The following is a 16319-nucleotide window of genomic DNA, read 5'->3' as shown; positions in this document are numbered from 1 at the left end:
GTAAAACTACCTTTGAAAAGGAGGGAAAGTAGGAGTTTGGTATTGGTTTTCAGTGCTAGATGATGTTCCAGCACTGACGTCGTTTATTTTTGGCAGCCGCAGCCGCTCTTCTTCAGCACAACCTCAGTCGCCGCATCCAGATTGCATGCGTTGCCTTCGTCCGTGTCGATGTGGACCTCTAACTTGGCGGCCTTGTCGGCACGGACCAGCACGTCTTCAAAACTGACGCTGCAATCGGGACTGGTGATTTTCAACTGCATCATGTCGCCGTTTTTGACGTCATAGTAATCGCAGTCGGACAGGTTCATGTGCACGTGTCGGGCGGCGCGAATGACGCCTTGGTCCAGTTGGACGCTGCCAACCGGCCCCACCAACACGCATCCGGGCGTGCCGTCGATCTGGCCGCTGTGGCGAACCGGTGCGTCGATGCCCAGCGAAATCGAATCGGTCAGCGCCAGTTCAACCTGGCTGAAGGGACGGGTCGGACCTAGCACGCGGACGCTGCCCAACATTCGGCGGCGTGGGCCCACGACCATGACGGTCTGCTGGGCCGCATAGAACCCATCCTGATACAGGTCTTTTTCGGGAACCAGCACGGCGCCGGGGCCAAACAACGTCTCGACGTGTTCATCGGTTAGGTGGCAGTGACGGGCCGAAATGCTGACTCGCAAATTCGGTTTTCCGTCGACCCAACCGGCCGGATTGGCGACCCGGGCCGCAGCCGCGGTCGCGGGTGCCGAAGACGAACTGCCCGTTTGGCGCAGAGCGCCACGAACCAACTGTTCAATCACGCTTCGATCAATGATGGATGAATTCATAGGGGTGAATTAGCTCGTTTGCATGGAATGCGGGATCACGATATTCAGGGTGTGACCACAGTGGTGATGCGGCCCGAGCGCCCGTTGGAAGGACCTCGGGTCGCGTGATCACGATGTTTTTAGGTGAGTTGATTTGTGTTCGCTCTTAGACGCCAAGACTAGTTCGACGTCTGCCATTTCCAGATGCTGTTTCCATTCGCTTTGCAGTCCGGCGTCCGTGACCACCGTGTCCACGTCCTGCAATCCGCACAGTCGGCTTAGACTGACTTTTCCGAACTTGCTGCTGTCGGCGACCACGATCGTCCGGTCAGCCGCCTCGATCATCACTTTTTCGCTTTCCACCAACATCATGTTGCTGTTGAAAAACCCTCGCTCGGTGATTCCAGCGACCGACAAAAACGCTTTGCCGACGTTGATGCTTCGCAGCATCGTGTCGGCCATCGGCCCAATCGTCACCGCCGTTCGCCCTCGCACACAGCCGCCGATCATGACCAAGTCGATCGATTCGCTGGCCGATAAAAGGTGAGCCACCGGCAGGCTGTTGGTCACCACTTGCAGAGGTCGCTGGACCAAGTGGCGTGCCAATTCGTAGGTCGTACTGCCTCCATCCAACAAAATGGTGTCGTGGTCTTCGATCATCGACGATGCCGCGACGCCGATCGCGACCTTGGCCGGCCAGGAATCGTCGCGACGGGTCTGGAAGACCTCCATCGTGTCCGGATCCCCCGTCCAAAACGCGCCGCCGTGGGTACGCCGTGCATGGCCATCCTTTTCCAGCTGTTCCAAATCACGCCGAATCGTGGACTCGCTGACTTCCAAAGAAGCCGCCAATTCGCCCAACGACGCAAACCCGCGAGCCTGAACCAGGTCACGAAGTCGGTCGCGTCGCTTTGCGCTAATGGGTTGGCTTCGCACCCACGATCTCCATCCAAGGCCACCTAGAACAGCCATCTTCACACAGCGATAGTTTTCTCTCATCGATGACAGAAAACAATCACCCAGAAGGTGTTTTGACAGAATATTCGCAACATTTTCATTTGTCGCGGGGATATCGACCCTAACGCGATCGGCCGTTAGGCTGTTTCCGAGCACTTCGACACCTGATTCGTCCCCCAGCCACTACGACATTGATATGACCGATTTGAATGGAAAACGAGCGATTGTCTCGGGATCGTCTCGCGGCATTGGGCGCGGTATCGCGATCCAGCTGGCCACCGCCGGGGCAGAGGTGATCATCAATTATCGCAGCCATCCCGAGGAAGCCAACGAGGTGGTTGAACTGTGCAAAGCTGCCGGTGGGAAAGCGCACGCGATCCAAGCGGATCTAGCGATTCAATCCGAAGTCGAGCGATTGGTTGACGAATCCGCGGCCAAGATGGGCGGCTTGGACATCGTGATCAGCAACGCGGCTTACAGCGATCGTCACCTAATGCTGGAATCGGACTTGGACGAATTCCGCAAGACCATCGACATCAGCATGTGGGGGGCGTTCTACCTGGTCCGGTCGGGTGCACAGAAGTTAATCGAAGCGGGTGGCGGCAACATCGTTGTCATCAGCAGCCCCCACGCGCACATGGCAATCCCCGGTGCGATGGCCTACAACATGGCCAAAGCAGCCAATGATCAAATGGCGCGTACCGCGGCCTGCGAATTGGCCCACCATGGCATTCGCGTCAACATCATTCACCCGGGCTGGACGGACACGCCGGGCGAACGCAAATTTTTCTCGGAAGAAACACTGCAACGCGAAGGCGAAAAACTGCCGATGGGCCGATTGGGGGCTCCCGACGAAATCGGCTACGGTGTCGTCTTCCTTTGTGATCCGAAAAGCCAGTACATCACCGGCAGCACGCTAACGATCGACGGCGGAATCCAACTGCCGTGGCGCGAGATGTACCGGACGAAGGAAAAGCCAGCTGGAACCAACTGAATCCTGCACAGCCCACCTACACACAGCCCACCTACAATCGAGGAAGAATGATGGAATCATGGCCTATCGGAGTATTTGCATCCGTCGACGCAGGCTTGGGGGTCGCTTGGAATGTGATCTCGGAATTGAAGCTGCCGACCATTCAGCTTCACGCACCGCATCCGGACAAGCGAACCGCCGACTCTGCCCGTGCTCTTGCCAGCCAATTGGCTGACATGAATGTTCAGTGCACTGCGGTCTTTGGTGGCTTCGACGGCGAAAGCTATGCCGACATCCCAACGGTTGTCAAAACCATTGGATTGGTCCCCGAAGCAACCCGGCAAAGCCGGCTGCAAGAGATGAAAGACATCTCGGACTTTTCGAAGCACCTGGGCTGTGACGCGATCGCACTGCACCTGGGATTTGTGCCCGAAGGCCCATCGGAATCCGGTTACGACGGGATTGTCGCAGTCACCCAAGAACTGTGCGATCACGCGGCCAGCAACGACCAGTACCTGCACCTGGAAACCGGACAGGAAACCGCTGACGGGCTGCTCGAATTCATCCAGCACGTCGATCGATCGAACCTGAAGATCAATTTCGATCCGGCCAATATGATCCTGTACGGCACGGGCGAACCGATCGAAGCCCTGCGTAAAGTGGGCAAACACGTCCGCAGCATCCACTGCAAAGACGGGACCTGGAGCGACCAGCCCGGCAAGACCTGGGGCTGTGAAGTGCCGCTTGGCGAAGGTGACGTCAACATGGAAGCGTATTTGAAAACGCTGAAAGAGATTGGCTACGAAGGCCCGCTAACGATCGAACGCGAAATCCCGCAGGATCCCGAGCGACAGAAAGCCGAAATCGGCAGCGCCATCGATTTGCTGACTCGCCTGCGAAGCGAAATCCTGGGCTAAACTACTTGGCCGGATCGGGCGTGGTGATTCGCACGTCGTCGACCCAGGCATCGCGCCCCACAGCCAATCGCAATCTGCGTTTGGTGGCGTGTGCGATGCCGGGCGATGCAAAGCTATCCACTTTTTTTCCATCGATCGAAACGGTCATCTCGTCACCGGCAATGGTGACGGCAAGATCGTGCCATTGATCGGCAGCCAACTGAACCTTGGTACGCTTGGACTTTTGGGCCACCAACTTTGCGTCGGCATCATCGGACGTTTTCTCCAAGCGTCGCTTGCGAAGTTCCAGATTCATCTTCCCAGTCTTCAGGTCCGTGATCTCGATCTGATTGGTTCGGATGCGGGCCATGCACAGGTGCCCGGCATGAACCGACTTCTCCTGCATGTCGGCAATGTTGATTCCTAGATCGTCTTTCGGACCGATTTTGAATCGCATTTGAATCGTGGCATCCCGAAACGCCACATCCTGTGTGACCGAGACGCCGTGATCGGCCTCGGCATGCCTGGTGATATGCATCGCACCATCGGCCAAGTCGACCTGCTTGTTCCCTTTGGCTCGGGCCCGACTGTTGGTCCCCCAACCGTTGCCCACCTGTTCCAAATGTGGTTCCGATTCCTGGCGCTGAAAATCGTCAGCGAACAACACACGTTCTTCCGGTGCATCGGCATGTGCGCCCGCGAATGGAATGATCATGCCACAGCAGACCGACATCGCAAAACGGTAAATCAGCATCTTAAATTTCTCACTGGAAGAGGTGCGTAGGAGAGTGACCGGAAACGGAATCCGAGGGCAGAACCGACGTAGCGGACGACGCCATTCATCTTATTCCGCAAGAATTCTGGCGAGTCCCGCGACGACGCATTCGAAGTCAAATCGACGGTTTTATCCGATTTCGCCTCGGTCCCCGGTGACTCCCGACGCAATGTCAGCGGCAAAGCACTCGATCAAGGTCGCCTGATTGGCACTTCGATCGACTTCCCGCAGGGCTCGCACACAGCGGTCCAATCGGGCCAGAGTCAATGGCGAGACATCGCCTTGCAGGGCACCGGCTCGCATTTGCCGGCGAAAGTGCTGGACCGCCATCGAAAACACATCGCGCATCGCACCGCGGCGTTTCCCGGCGTCTTTTCCGGCCGCATCGACGTGGGCCGTCACGACTCGAGCCAATCCCACCGGATCGGGATACTCGGCGTCCAACTGGGCGGTGACGGCGTGCCGAAGTTGATCCGATTCACCGCTTAGCAACCGGATGGCAACTTCGATGTCTCCGCCCGCCACGTCCATGGCGGACGCGATTTGCTGGTCGTCCGCTTCGACGCCGTGAACCTTCCGCAGCAACAGCGACGCGTCGGCCACCGACAGAGGCCCCATTCGCAGAATTTGGCAACGTGATCGAATGGTGGGCAACTGTCGCTGTTCGCTGGTCCCCACCAGCACCACGATGGCGCCCGCCGGGGGTTCTTCCAAAGTTTTCAGCAAACAGTTCGCGCCTTCTTCGTTCAGATAGTCCGCGTCCTCTAGGATTGCAACTTTGCGACTTCCCAGACTAGGACGCAGCCGCAGGTCTCGGCAAAAACCTTCCTGCATCCGAGCCTCGCGTGAACCGATCAGCAGTTCAACGGGAATCAGACTTTTGTCGGCTGGCTTGGCGACTCGAACCACGTCCGGGTGCGTGCCGGCTTCGACTTGCAAACACGACGGGCACACCCCACAGGGGTTCATGGCGGCAGCTTCGCTACGTTGGCAAAGCAGCGTCCGAGCCAACAAATTGGCAACCGTCCGTTTGCCAATCCCCGGTGATCCGACGAACAAGAAGCTGCCACCGAGCCGATTCTGTTTGATCGCAGCAGCGAACCACTGGCGGACCTGATCATGTCCGATCAGCGTCGACCAATCGGTCATCTTGGTGGCGGTTTCGGTTGTCATGCTGATTCAGAGGACGCCGCAGGTGACGATGAGTTCTGAGACGATGGACTGGCTGGTGTTGGCGATGTTCCGCGACGTTCCAGTTCCGAAATTTTGGTGATGCGGACCGCATGGCGTCCACCATCGAAGTCCGTTTGCAACCACATCAGGACCAGATCATCAATCGGCCGGTCACCGATCATGTCACCGGGCAAACACAGGATGTTCACGTCATTGTGTCGGCGGCTGATTTCCACCATGACTTCGTCATAACAGGACGCCGCTCGCACACCGTCAAATTTGTTAGCGGCAATCGACATCCCGATCCCGGTTCCGCAGATCAAGATACCGCGATCGGCCTGTCCGGCACTGACCTTGGCAGCCACCTGCATGGCGATGTCGGGATAATCAACGGCTGCATCACTGTGGGTACCGGCATCCAAAATGGTGTAGCCGGCGGTGGTCAGTGACTGCACCAAGCGATTCTTGATTTTCACGCCGCGGTGGTCGCTTCCAATAGCTATTTTGAACACGGTGATCTCGTTTCTACGCTTGGTTGGAATCGGAATCTGACGAGGCGTCAGTCGGTGGTGTGGGCTGGCTGGACGATGTCTGTGCGGAGTCCGAGTCAGGGAAAAAGTCGTCATCCAGGGCTTCGATCCAGGCGGACAATTCGCTGCTGATTTGGTCGGCACACCCTTCGTAGACATCGACCGGCATCCCGACGGGATCGGCGATATCCCCGCCATCGCGACGAAGCGTGAACACGCGATCGTGCAGGCCCGGCCAAGCGGCCAGGATGGCAGCCCGGTGACCGCGAGTCATCGTCAGCACCAAATCGGCGACTCCCATGACCGAATCATCCAGCGGCCGACTGCTGTGCCCAGTCAAATCCAGACCACGTCGCCCCATCACCTCAATCGCTTGCGGTGTCGCTCCGCTGCCGGTCGACGCTGCAACGCCAGCCGAAAGCACACGAACGGCGTCTTCACAGCCCAGTTTCTTCGCCAACTGGTCGCGCAGCAACGTTTCTGCCATCGGGCTGCGGCAGGTGTTTCCGGTGCAGACCAGAGCGATAATCGGCTTGATAAATTGATTCATAGCGGCTCGTTCGATACCCCCTTCGCGAAGGATTTCCATTTGGTTGCCCCGAACGCGGGCCACCGTCGACGCACCACCATAACGCGTCGGGCCGTCATCGAGCAGCAGTGGTATCTGCCCCCCCAATTGCTGTTCGACTTGTTCGGCGGTCGTAGCAACGGGCTGGCCCGTCAAATTCGCACTGGTCAACAGCAATGGAGCCGACAAAAAACGGTGGATATGCGTGATCACGCGATGGTCGACCACGCGAAAACCGACACAGCCGAATTCTCCACGAATTCGTTCCTGGACTGCGGCGGGCAATTGTCGGACGGCTGAGTGAGATGATTCGCAGGGGATCACCAAAGTCAACGGTCCTGGCCAACATCGCGAAGCCAAACGACGGGCCAGCGGGGCGATTCCGCAATAAAAATCTTCCGCCGCCTCGCGGCTGGCCACTGAGATAGCGAGCGGAGATGCCTTGTCGCGGCCTTTGATTTCGCACAATCGTTCGAGAGCGGTTTCCGATAACGCACTGGCCGCCAACCCGTAAACGGTATCCGTGGGCACCCCTACAACGCTGCCCTCCACCAACGCCTGGACCGATCGGTGGACGATGTCGCGAGGGTCATCGGTCGCCCGGAGGTCAAGAATTTTGGACATAGAAGACGCTACATGACCTCTCGGCCACCTGTCGGGTAAACTGAACTGACAACCAACCATTGTAAAAGCCACCGAATCGCCTTCACAAGTCGGCCCATCTTTGATGCATTCTAGGCCTCCATCGCCCCGACGGACCGATCCATTGGATCGACGCGATTTTATCACGCATACGCTGATCCGCAGCCTCGGATTCTCGGCCGCCGGCATCATGGCTGCTGGAACCGGCGGCTGCGTCCCCACCGGTTCGGGCGATATCCCCGAATTGGTTTGGGGTCGGCACGGAATCAGTACGGGCCGATTCGTCAAACCTCGCGCGATCACGATCGACGATGCTGACCAACTTTACATCGTCGACACCACCGGACGAATCCAGGTTTTTGACACCGACGGCCAGCCAATCCGATCCTGGCAGACCCCGGAAACGGAAAATGGCCGGCCGACCGGACTGTCGTTCCAAGCAGCCGATTCCAATCCGTCCGGACAAGCCCGAATTCTGGTCGCCGACACCCATTACTATCGAATGCTGGCTTATACGCCCGAAGGCCAACTGCTTCAGGATCAACAGATCGGCGGCACCGCGGGCCCGTTGCCGGGCGAATTCGCATTCGTTACCGATGCCGTTAGCGACCGACACGGCTTCGTTTATATGGGCGAATACAACGCCTCGGATCGCATCCAAAAATTTGATCCCGATGGAAAATTCGTCACCCAGTGGGGCGGCACCGGCGATACACCGGGGAAATTTGTACGCCCGCAAAGCCTGGTGATCCACAACGACGTGATGTGGGTCGCCGATGCCTGCAATCACCGTATCCAGCGATTCGACATCCGCGAAGAGACGCCTCGGTTGATCGACGTCTGGGGCGGGCCGGGCACCGAACATCGCCAGTTCTATTATCCCTACGATCTGGCGATCGCTGCCGACGGCAGCGTGCTGGTCGTCGAATACAAGAACAACCGGGTCCAGCGACTGAGCCCCCAGGGCGACTGGATCGCCAGCTGGGGAGGCCCCGGTTTTGAGCCCGGAATGCTGAACCAACCCTGGGGGATCGTGGTGGATTCGAAAAATCGCGTCCATGTTCTGGACAGCAATAACCACCGGGTTCAACGGATCCAAATGCCGGGTTAGAGCGTCGGTTTAGGTTGATAGAGTTGGTGATTCGAACGGGGAAGCGTTCGAGTTCGAGTTCGAGTTCGAGTTCGAGTTCGAGTTCGAGTTCGAGTTCGAGTTCGAGTTCGAGTTCGAGTTCGAGTTCGAGTTCGAGTTCGAGTTCGAGTTCGAGCACGAGTTCGAGCACGAGTTCGAGTTCAAGTTCGAGTTCAAGTTCGAGCACGGGCACGGGCACGGGCACGGGCATTCGAATCGCATTCTCGAGGACAACTTAAACTCGAACTCGAACTTAAACTCGAACTTCTCTGCTGCACGCGTCCTGAAAGGCGACGGTTCCTGCCTGAACCGGGCTCCGCAATCCAGACCGCTCGCTGCTCTCCCCCCCCCGATCGCGATCGACATCGCTATCGGCAGCCAAAACGCGAGTTCGCGAAACTTGTTCCCCACCGCGTGACCATACGTGTCACGGGGCCGGCCAATACTAAAAGTGTCAGAGAGCCAACAGAACACTTTCCGGGGGGAAACACGATGAATCGCTTACTTCGTCAAGCCATGCAAGATTGCGACAACTACGTCATTGAGATGGACTATGCAGACGCCAAGGGCAATCGCACTCACCGCGTCGTTAGCCCCATCAAGTTCATGGGCAGCTACCGATTTTTGGGGCTGTGCTTATGCCGCGAACAACCGCGTCAATTCCAGCTTTCACGCTGCAAGAACATCCGTTTGGTCCCTGCGACGGATGTGATGATGCCGGTCCCGATGACTTCGGTTGATGGAGCGAGAGAACTGTGCGCAAGCCACTAAAATCGCAATGCAGCGACGTGACAATCACGCAAACTTGCCGCCGCCAAACAGGCATGCATCCGCAGGTCTCGATTGCAAGCGGACAACCAGTGGTCGCACCGGTCCAAGCACTGCGCCGCCCCGACGGGCGGTCATGCCGCCGATCGGGCCGTCGCAGTGCCACGTGCCGATTCACCATTCGGTTCTGTTAGAGAAATCGCTGGCAAGTCATGGCCAGCGGCGGCTGGCGGCGTTTACGAATTCTCCATCCGTCAACGACAAAAAGCTCGAGACGCTTTTCAGCGTGCTCAAGCTTTTCGTGTACGAGAACTATATTTTCCGACGCGCTAGAATCGGTAGTCCTCGCAAGCCTCCGCCCAGAGATTTACGGTTGGTCCGATGGTTATCGAACCTGAGTTGGTAGTGGCGTGCGTCGGACGGGGACAGGTGCCCCATCGATCTGCACGTCGCCGACGTGACCTTGGTAGCCCATTTGTTGAATGTCGCCGGCATCGTTCAAACGATCGGGCAACGAATCAGGTGATGGCAGGGGTGCCAAGGTTGGTTCGGACTGGATGCTGGGTTGCATCATTTCGTCGATCGTTGATCCCATGTCGCTCAGCGGCGACTGCAGGGGTGCATTGATCGACTGGGACATTGCGTCTTCTTCTTGCCAGGTCATGCCGGGTGGCAGTTGTCCGCTTGGATCAACACCGCTGCCGATCGCAGCCGGTACGGAATCCGCATCACGGACAGGGCCTTGGCGGACGACTCCGGGTCGGCTGACTCCGTAGACGACCTTCTTGCCAGCACTTCGTTCACGTGCTCGTTCCAACGCGTCCCAGTATGCCTTCTTGTTCCAAGGGCCTTCGGCCAGCGTGATGTTGCTGTTCGCCAACAAGGTGCCTTTGAGGTAGTCGACATAGTTCAGCGACTTGTTGTATTCGCCAAGTGCACGGTAGTAGGTGATTTCGGCTTCGGCTTTGCGTTGCTGACTTTGCAGCACCACGTTGATCGTGCTTCGTCCACCCTTGAACTCGGTCAATCGAGCTTCGACTTCGGTCTCCGCAGCCTGCCAACGCTGGGCGTTGGATTGCATCTGTCCATAGTGAGTGGCAGCCTTGGCAACGGCATCGCTGATTTGGCTGACCATCAAACGTTCGGCGTCCTGCAAAAAGGCACGCGATTGGTGCAACCGCAGTTGCGACCCACGGATGCGAGCCCGTTCGCGGCGGCCACCGATCGCCGGTGGAGTGATGTCCAATCGAAGCACACCTTCCTGGTAGTCGCCACCGGTCAAATCGTTCAAGGCACTGCTGCCGGGCAGCGGACCAGGGACATCGGTGCGTGAACCGAATCCTAGTTCGTCACCGACACCCACAAAGCGGTACAGCAGCGACAAGTTGACTTCGGGCAGCAACTGGTTCTTGGCCGACATCTGTTCGAGTTCGCGTTGCTTGATCACGGTGCGTCCTTTACGCAGTTCCGGGCTCAAGTAAAGCATTTGAGTCGTGATTTCGTCCCAGTCGTATTCCACGCGGGCCAAAGTCGGTTCTTGGATCGGTCGGATCAAGCGTCCATCGGTGGGTGCAAGGCCCATCAGTTCACGCAGTGCACGTTCGTTGCCATACACTCCGAAGCGGTCGTCGCCTGGCAGGTTGGATCCCGACAGGGCACCTTCCAAACGCGAACGGAAACTGTAGTACTGTTCTTGAGCCTGTTTCAGTTCTTGGATCGTACCGGTACCGTTCTTCAGATTCAGTTCGGCAAAGTTGGCCGTTGCCATCGCACTGTTACGACCGATCACGGCTGTCGATACGCCCCGATAGGCGACGTACAGACTCCAATAGGTCACTTCGACGTCGCGGACCAAGTTACGAACTTGGATTTCAAAGTCGGCGATCGAGATGTCTTCGTTCAAGCTAGCCAACACAACCGGGATACCGTTGATCAGAGTGCCACGGTTCCGCATCAGCGGGTGTTGCACTTGGGCTTCGACGACGGCGGTGTAATCGCTGGCAGTGGCTCGCGAGATCGGGCCGACTTCGGCGTTGTTTCGCGAGTAGATGATTTGTTGACGCACGGTGGCGACACCACCGGTTGCGAATCGTTTGCTGATCGCGGCTTGCTGAGTGACGTCAGTCGCATTGAACAGTTGCGGGTTGACGGTATTCAGTGCGCCGGTGTTGCGAGGTCGGTCGGTGGTGCCGTAGTTGATGAACCCGCTGGCTTGGGCATCAAATTCGGCCAATGCATCTTCGACTCCGCCGACTTGATTGGCTCGCAGAACGCCTCGTGGCAGGACGCGGTTGCCGCTGCTGTCGACGGTCAACGGAACCGACTGAGTCGTCGACTGTTGAATGGCGACGTCGTAGATGCTGCCCAACTGATCGGCGCTGGCACTGGTGAACTGTGCCGCCACGTTTTGTCGGAACTCGGCGTTGCCGCCGGTGGTGACAAAGAACTTGGCATTTTGCAGAGCGATCGAAACGCATTCTTCGACCGTCAAATCCCAAAACTGATAATCGTGATTGCCGATCATCAGGGGCTGAGTGGCCAAGGTGGTTTCAGGCAAGCTGTCCACTTCGACATCGGGATACTCGATCCGTGTCGCGGTGTTCAGATAGTACTGCAAGTCCGGTGACTCGCCCGCAAAGAACGGTTGAGTCGTCGAACAGCCCGTCGCCATCAGGACAGCGAGAACCAGTTGCACGTAAGTTGCTTGTCGAATCAGAACGCGATTCATTGTTTAGACTTCCGGGGTCGTGCCGCCGTAAAACATGCCGACACCAACAGTCGCACCACGCGACTATGGCATGTTCCCTAAGCGGGTCGAGTGTGGAAGCCCCCCACGGTGTTTCCCCTGAAAAGAGGAAACCTCGCCCAATGAAGTTATCGGAGTCCTGGTTGGTAAACTTTGACGGTTCCTACAAAAATGGTGAAGTTTCTTTTCCCACGTCGAATGTGGCGGATCCCGGGCGGCTGGCCGCGCACGATCCCCCGTATTTCACGCAGTTTTTGCGACCGCGACGGACCCTCAAGGACACCGCCCAGCGGCTCGGGGGGGGGGACTTACAGCCCTGATTCGCCCAGGCCTTCGCCGGTGGCGTCGATCACATCTTCGAGAAGTCCCTGGGTCTGACCGAGTGGATCGACGGCGGGACCGTTCAAGTCGGCCTCTGCTTCTGCCGCCGCGTTGGCGTCGCCTTCGTTATCAAACGTATTGAGTTTTGCTCGCGCGACGTCCGCTTCGGGCTTCGGCCGTGGCCCGACCTTCAGAGCCTCGTATGGCTTGGGGTAGAAGTAGTGTGTTTCCAAACGGGGTCGGTCACATTCGTAGGCCTTTTGATGCGTCGCCTTGTGCCAGGCCATCGCTTCTTGGCTGGTCGGCGCGATCCAATACGCAATTTTTCCGCCGATATTGGTTGGGCGGTTGTATCGTCGGCGATAGGAAGCCGGCAAACGGTTCCCCAACGGGCCGATCACATCGACTCGGGCATGGACGGGTTGGTTTTCACGATCCGGGTGATGGGCATCGGCACTGGCACATGCGGACACCACGATCACTGCGGCGACCGCCGTGCGGGTCAACAAGGATCGCGTAAAGTCAACGCTGGCCAGAGCCACAGGGGTCGTATTGGGTCGCATCGGTCCATCCATGGATCGGTGAATCAAAATTGGCGTGAAACTGGCATCCATCGCCAATCACGTTCCCAGTGATTCATCGACCGCCGGTCCCACCGAATTTGAATGCACGAACGATTAAGCCGGTTATTCGGGCCAGCGATTCGTTGCAGGCCCTATTTCACAACACGCCGGATCTGACCGGTTTGTTCCAAATAGGCACGTAGGTCGGTGCGGCAACGACCAGCAAAATCGGCAACTTCGTCGGTGCGATAGCTGGGGTACGACCAACGATGGTGTTGCCAGTTCTTGCCGACGTAATTCAGCGTCACTTCGGCAAAAATCCCGCGTCGCAAGTAGATCCGATGATCGCGATCTTTGATCGTCGCCAAGACTAGTTTGGCCTGGCTTAGATAGCCGACGTCTAAATTGATGGGCCGTGGCTCGTCATGACCACCTAGCCCGGCGTATTCAGATTCCCAATCGTTGGTTTGAATCTTCCAATCGGCCAGCCCGCCGGGATCTTGATAGTCGCCAAAGGCGATCAACGTCTTTTGCAATCCGACGCCCATCGTGTCATCGTAAAAACCGCCCGCGATGAACGGCACCGGCTGCGATGTCTTTTGGACTGCCCCCCAGGCGGCACTGATTTTTTCGATCGCCCACCGGTGCGCCACCGGGTGCCGCGTGATCACGGCACAAATACGAACGACGGGTTCGATCAAACGAATCGATGACACTTCGCAGACTCTCCGAAGGCGGATGCCGGGTGTCCTGGTGCGGATGCCGGATATGCTGAATCGTTGCTACAATTTTGGTTTCACGCAGTCTAGTTTCACGCAGCGTGACGGATTCCTCAAGCCAACTCGAGCCAGAAACCCCATGCATCCTTGGATTGCCGACCGGACCAACGCGTTTGACAGCAGCGGAATTCGCAAAGTCTTTGACCTCGCCGCCAAACTTAAAGATCCCATCAACCTATCCATTGGGCAGCCCGATTTTGACGTCCCCGACGAAATCAAGTCGGCGACCATCGAAGCGATCCAGTCCGGCAAAAACGCTTACTCGCCAACGCAGGGAATCGGCCCGCTGCGGGAAGCCATCGCCAGCGAAGTCAAAGAACTGTACTCACACGCCGATCGCGACGTTTTTGTCAGCAGCGGAACCAGCGGCGGTTTGATGCTGGCGATGCTAGCGATGATCAATCCGGGCGACGAAGTGATCTACCTGGATCCCTACTTTGTGATGTATCCGGCCCTGGTGAAGATGTGTGGCGGTGTACCGGTGCCGGTCGATTCGTATCCCGATTTCCGGCTAGACCCTGCCAAGATCGAGGCCGCGATCACATCAAAGACCAAAATGATCCTGGTCAACAGCCCCGCCAATCCGACCGGTGTCACGGCCACCGAAGACGAACTGAAAGCGGTCGCCAAGATCGCGGCTGATCGAAACATCGCGCTGGTATCAGACGAAATCTACAGCCGCTTCTTCTACGACGGCAAATTCTCGTCGCCCGCAGCCTTCAATGAACAAACGATCGTCATTGACGGATTCAGCAAGAGTCACGCGATGACCGGTTGGCGAGTCGGATACGTTCACGGACCATCGGCCATCATCAACACTATGCTGAAAATCCAACAGTATTCGTTTGTCTGTTCGCCTCAACCGGCCCAGTGGGGTGCTCTTCGTGCGATGGAGGTCAATCTGGACGGACACATCGCAGACTACGCACGCAAACGCGACCTGATCGTCGATGGGCTTTCGGATAAGTTCGAAATCGCAAAACCGGGTGGTGCGTTTTATGTGTTTCCCAAGTCGCCGATCGCCAGCGGTGCGAAGTTCGTCGAGAAAGCGATCGAGAAGGGTCTGCTGATCATCCCAGGCAATATTTTCAGCCATCGTGACACACACTTTCGCATCAGTTTCGCTGCTCCCGACGAGACGCTGCATCGGGGAATCGAATTGCTGCGAAAAATGGTCTAGCGGAATCGAGTCATCCCCCAACCGCGGCGAACCCGTCGCGATCGCGAACCCAGCAACCTTCCCCCCATGCCCAGAGTCGCCCAAGCCATGCAGTCATTCTTTGGTCTACGGTCCCTAACGATTGTGTTTCTAGCTTTGGCGGGATCCGGCACAGGCGGGGTGTCCGGGATTGCGGCAGCCGGCCAGTACAACAGCGTGATCAGCGTCGGTGACGCTGCCCCGTCGTGGGAAGCGCTGGAAGGTGTCGATGGAAAGCATCATTCGCGAGCTGAGACGAGCGATAAGGCTGCCACCGTCGTTGTCTTCACTTGCAACAGTTGCCCGTACGCGGTCGATGTGGAAGACCGGCTGATCTGGTTGCACGAGAACTACTCGCCACGCGATGTCGCTGTGGTTGCCATCAATGTCAATCTGATCGACGAAGACTCGCTGCCAGCGATGAAGGAAAAAGCCGAATCCAAGGCGTTCCCGTTTGCCTACCTGATCGATCCGAGTCAACAAATCGCCAAGCAGTTTGGAGCCAAGTTCACGCCCCAGTGCTTTGTCATCAACCAAGCTGGCAAAGTGGCTTACATGGGTTCGATGGACGACAGCCCCGACGGCAAACAGATCACGCAACGATATGTTGCCGAGGCCTTAGACGCGGTGCTGGCCGGCAAGAATCCGAAGGTCACCGAAACGGTCCCGATCGGCTGCCAAATCCGATTCAAGCGAGAACGCCGAACGCGATCGTCTCGCTAGCGAAGCATGAAACAAAGCGGTTGCCAGCAGAAGCGATCTGCCGAAAGACAATCTACGCCGGACGACATTGGCCGCTAAACTCTGGCGCGGCCAGTGCGAACCAGTCATCCCCGGCGGTCTTCCCGCGGCGGGGCGACATCGAAGTGCCCCCCCTGTCGAAAGCGATTTACTGGTCTTCTTCGAACTCGCCCGCGAAGATGTCTTCGCCGGTTAGCGTTTGCAAGATGATGGGGCAACCTTCTTCCAGCATGTCTAGCACTTTGGTGAACCCATCGTCCTCACCGTAATACGGATCGGGGACGTCGGTGGGCCAAGTGTCGTCAAGATAGTCGCTGAACATCCGCACATGCGTCTGCACTCCGCCCGCCATATCCTGCAGAATCGTGTGGTTCTCGGTGTCCATGGCTAACACCAGATCAAATCGGCTGGGGTCCAAATCACTTTCGGTGACCTTTCGGCCACGGCTAGTCAGTTCGTAGCCCCGCGCCTCGGCTGCAGCCTGCATTCGCTCGTCGGCAGGCTCGCCGACGTGGTAGCCGTGTGTGCCAGCCGAATCGACTTCCACATCGGCGCCAAATTCAGTCGCAAAACGCTGCATCACGGCCTCGCCGGCAGGAGACCGACAAATGTTTCCCATGCAAACAAACAGTACACGCTTGGTATTCATCGCTTCGTCGCTTCCCGTGCGGGGGGGTAGGTGTTCAGGGGATGTCGAGGCATCAAAAACAAATGTCCGATGGGTCGGCCCTGTTTTTGGGTGGAAAGCCGGCCGGATGAAGTG

The 16319-nt window shown here is 57.6% G+C and carries 16 protein-coding genes; 6 read left to right on the top strand and 10 right to left on the bottom strand.

The genetic code is table 11. The features are described from left to right. Positions 1-83: 83 nt before the first annotated feature. Both pduL and K227x_RS07530 read right to left on the bottom strand, forming a co-directional pair. Positions 84-818 (bottom strand): phosphate propanoyltransferase, encoded by a 735-nt coding sequence (pduL, locus tag K227x_RS07535; protein ID WP_145168951.1) that lies wholly within the window; start codon positions 816-818, stop codon positions 84-86. A gap of 108 nt (positions 819-926) precedes the next feature. After that, positions 927-1733 carry a DeoR/GlpR family DNA-binding transcription regulator gene (locus K227x_RS07530; RefSeq protein WP_246146653.1) on the bottom strand — a complete coding sequence of 269 codons (807 nt, stop codon included), beginning with the start codon at positions 1731-1733 and terminating at the stop codon, positions 927-929. 217 nt (positions 1734-1950) lie between these two features. On the opposite strand from K227x_RS07530, the gene K227x_RS07525 reads away from it, so the two are divergent. Together K227x_RS07525 and K227x_RS07520 are read left to right on the top strand one after the other, a co-directional pair. Continuing rightward, entirely contained in the window at positions 1951-2748 is a 798-nt protein-coding gene (locus K227x_RS07525) for an SDR family NAD(P)-dependent oxidoreductase (RefSeq protein ID WP_145168950.1), read from the top strand. A gap of 50 nt (positions 2749-2798) precedes the next feature. After that, the gene (locus K227x_RS07520) at positions 2799-3644 is read left to right on the top strand and encodes a sugar phosphate isomerase/epimerase family protein (protein ID WP_145177432.1); all 846 of its coding nucleotides are present in this window, start codon (positions 2799-2801) and stop codon (positions 3642-3644) included. Position 3645: 1 nt separating this feature from the next. On the opposite strand, the gene K227x_RS07515 is transcribed toward K227x_RS07520, so the two are convergent. From K227x_RS07515 to K227x_RS07500, 4 genes are all read right to left on the bottom strand, one after another. Then, the gene (locus K227x_RS07515) at positions 3646-4377 is read right to left on the bottom strand and encodes a family 16 glycoside hydrolase (protein ID WP_218933839.1); all 732 of its coding nucleotides are present in this window, start codon (positions 4375-4377) and stop codon (positions 3646-3648) included. Positions 4378-4527: 150 nt separating this feature from the next. Beyond that, positions 4528-5571 (bottom strand): DNA polymerase III subunit, encoded by a 1044-nt coding sequence (locus K227x_RS07510; protein WP_246146652.1) that lies wholly within the window; start codon positions 5569-5571, stop codon positions 4528-4530. Then, a complete protein-coding gene (gene rpiB, locus K227x_RS07505; protein WP_246146651.1) occupies positions 5568-6047 on the bottom strand; it encodes a ribose 5-phosphate isomerase B in 480 nt (159 codons plus the stop codon). The genes K227x_RS07510 and rpiB overlap by 4 nt, the downstream gene beginning before the upstream one ends. Positions 6048-6096: 49 nt before the next feature. Beyond that, the gene (locus K227x_RS07500) at positions 6097-7293 is read right to left on the bottom strand and encodes an L-threonylcarbamoyladenylate synthase (RefSeq protein WP_218933838.1); all 1197 of its coding nucleotides are present in this window, start codon (positions 7291-7293) and stop codon (positions 6097-6099) included. Between the two features lie 142 nt (positions 7294-7435). Here K227x_RS07500 and K227x_RS07495 point away from each other — a divergent pair, with 142 nt between their 5' ends. After that, on the top strand, positions 7436-8422 hold the full coding sequence (locus K227x_RS07495) for an NHL repeat-containing protein (RefSeq protein WP_246146649.1): 987 nt from the start codon (positions 7436-7438) through the stop codon (positions 8420-8422). A gap of 510 nt (positions 8423-8932) precedes the next feature. Then, positions 8933-9211 carry a WYL domain-containing protein gene (locus tag K227x_RS07485; RefSeq protein ID WP_246146647.1) on the top strand — a complete coding sequence of 93 codons (279 nt, stop codon included), beginning with the start codon at positions 8933-8935 and terminating at the stop codon, positions 9209-9211. Positions 9212-9593: 382 nt separating this feature from the next. On the opposite strand, the gene K227x_RS07480 is transcribed toward K227x_RS07485, so the two are convergent. The 3 genes from K227x_RS07480 to K227x_RS07470 form a co-directional block, all read right to left on the bottom strand. Then, the gene (locus K227x_RS07480) at positions 9594-11936 is read right to left on the bottom strand and encodes a TolC family protein (RefSeq protein ID WP_145168948.1); all 2343 of its coding nucleotides are present in this window, start codon (positions 11934-11936) and stop codon (positions 9594-9596) included. 326 nt (positions 11937-12262) lie between these two features. Beyond that, entirely contained in the window at positions 12263-12838 is a 576-nt protein-coding gene (locus K227x_RS07475) for a hypothetical protein (RefSeq protein ID WP_145168947.1), read from the bottom strand. A gap of 152 nt (positions 12839-12990) precedes the next feature. Next, positions 12991-13554 (bottom strand): DUF4416 family protein, encoded by a 564-nt coding sequence (locus K227x_RS07470; protein ID WP_145168946.1) that lies wholly within the window; start codon positions 13552-13554, stop codon positions 12991-12993. A 142-nt stretch (positions 13555-13696) separates the two neighbouring features. On the opposite strand from K227x_RS07470, the gene K227x_RS07465 reads away from it, so the two are divergent. Together K227x_RS07465 and K227x_RS07460 are read left to right on the top strand one after the other, a co-directional pair. Beyond that, the gene (locus tag K227x_RS07465; RefSeq protein ID WP_145168945.1) at positions 13697-14797 is read left to right on the top strand and encodes a pyridoxal phosphate-dependent aminotransferase; all 1101 of its coding nucleotides are present in this window, start codon (positions 13697-13699) and stop codon (positions 14795-14797) included. A gap of 66 nt (positions 14798-14863) precedes the next feature. After that, complete coding sequence (locus K227x_RS07460) at positions 14864-15538, top strand: thioredoxin family protein (RefSeq protein ID WP_246146640.1); 675 nt, start codon at positions 14864-14866, stop codon at positions 15536-15538. A gap of 166 nt (positions 15539-15704) precedes the next feature. On the opposite strand, the gene K227x_RS07455 is transcribed toward K227x_RS07460, so the two are convergent. Beyond that, the gene (locus tag K227x_RS07455; RefSeq protein WP_145168944.1) at positions 15705-16205 is read right to left on the bottom strand and encodes a low molecular weight protein-tyrosine-phosphatase; all 501 of its coding nucleotides are present in this window, start codon (positions 16203-16205) and stop codon (positions 15705-15707) included. Between the last annotated feature and the right edge of the window lie 114 nt (positions 16206-16319).

Source organism: Rubripirellula lacrimiformis (assembly GCF_007741535.1).
GTDB classification, from domain to species: Bacteria; Planctomycetota; Planctomycetia; order Pirellulales; family Pirellulaceae; genus Rubripirellula; species Rubripirellula lacrimiformis.
This window is presented reverse-complemented; position numbering and strand designations above follow the sequence as displayed.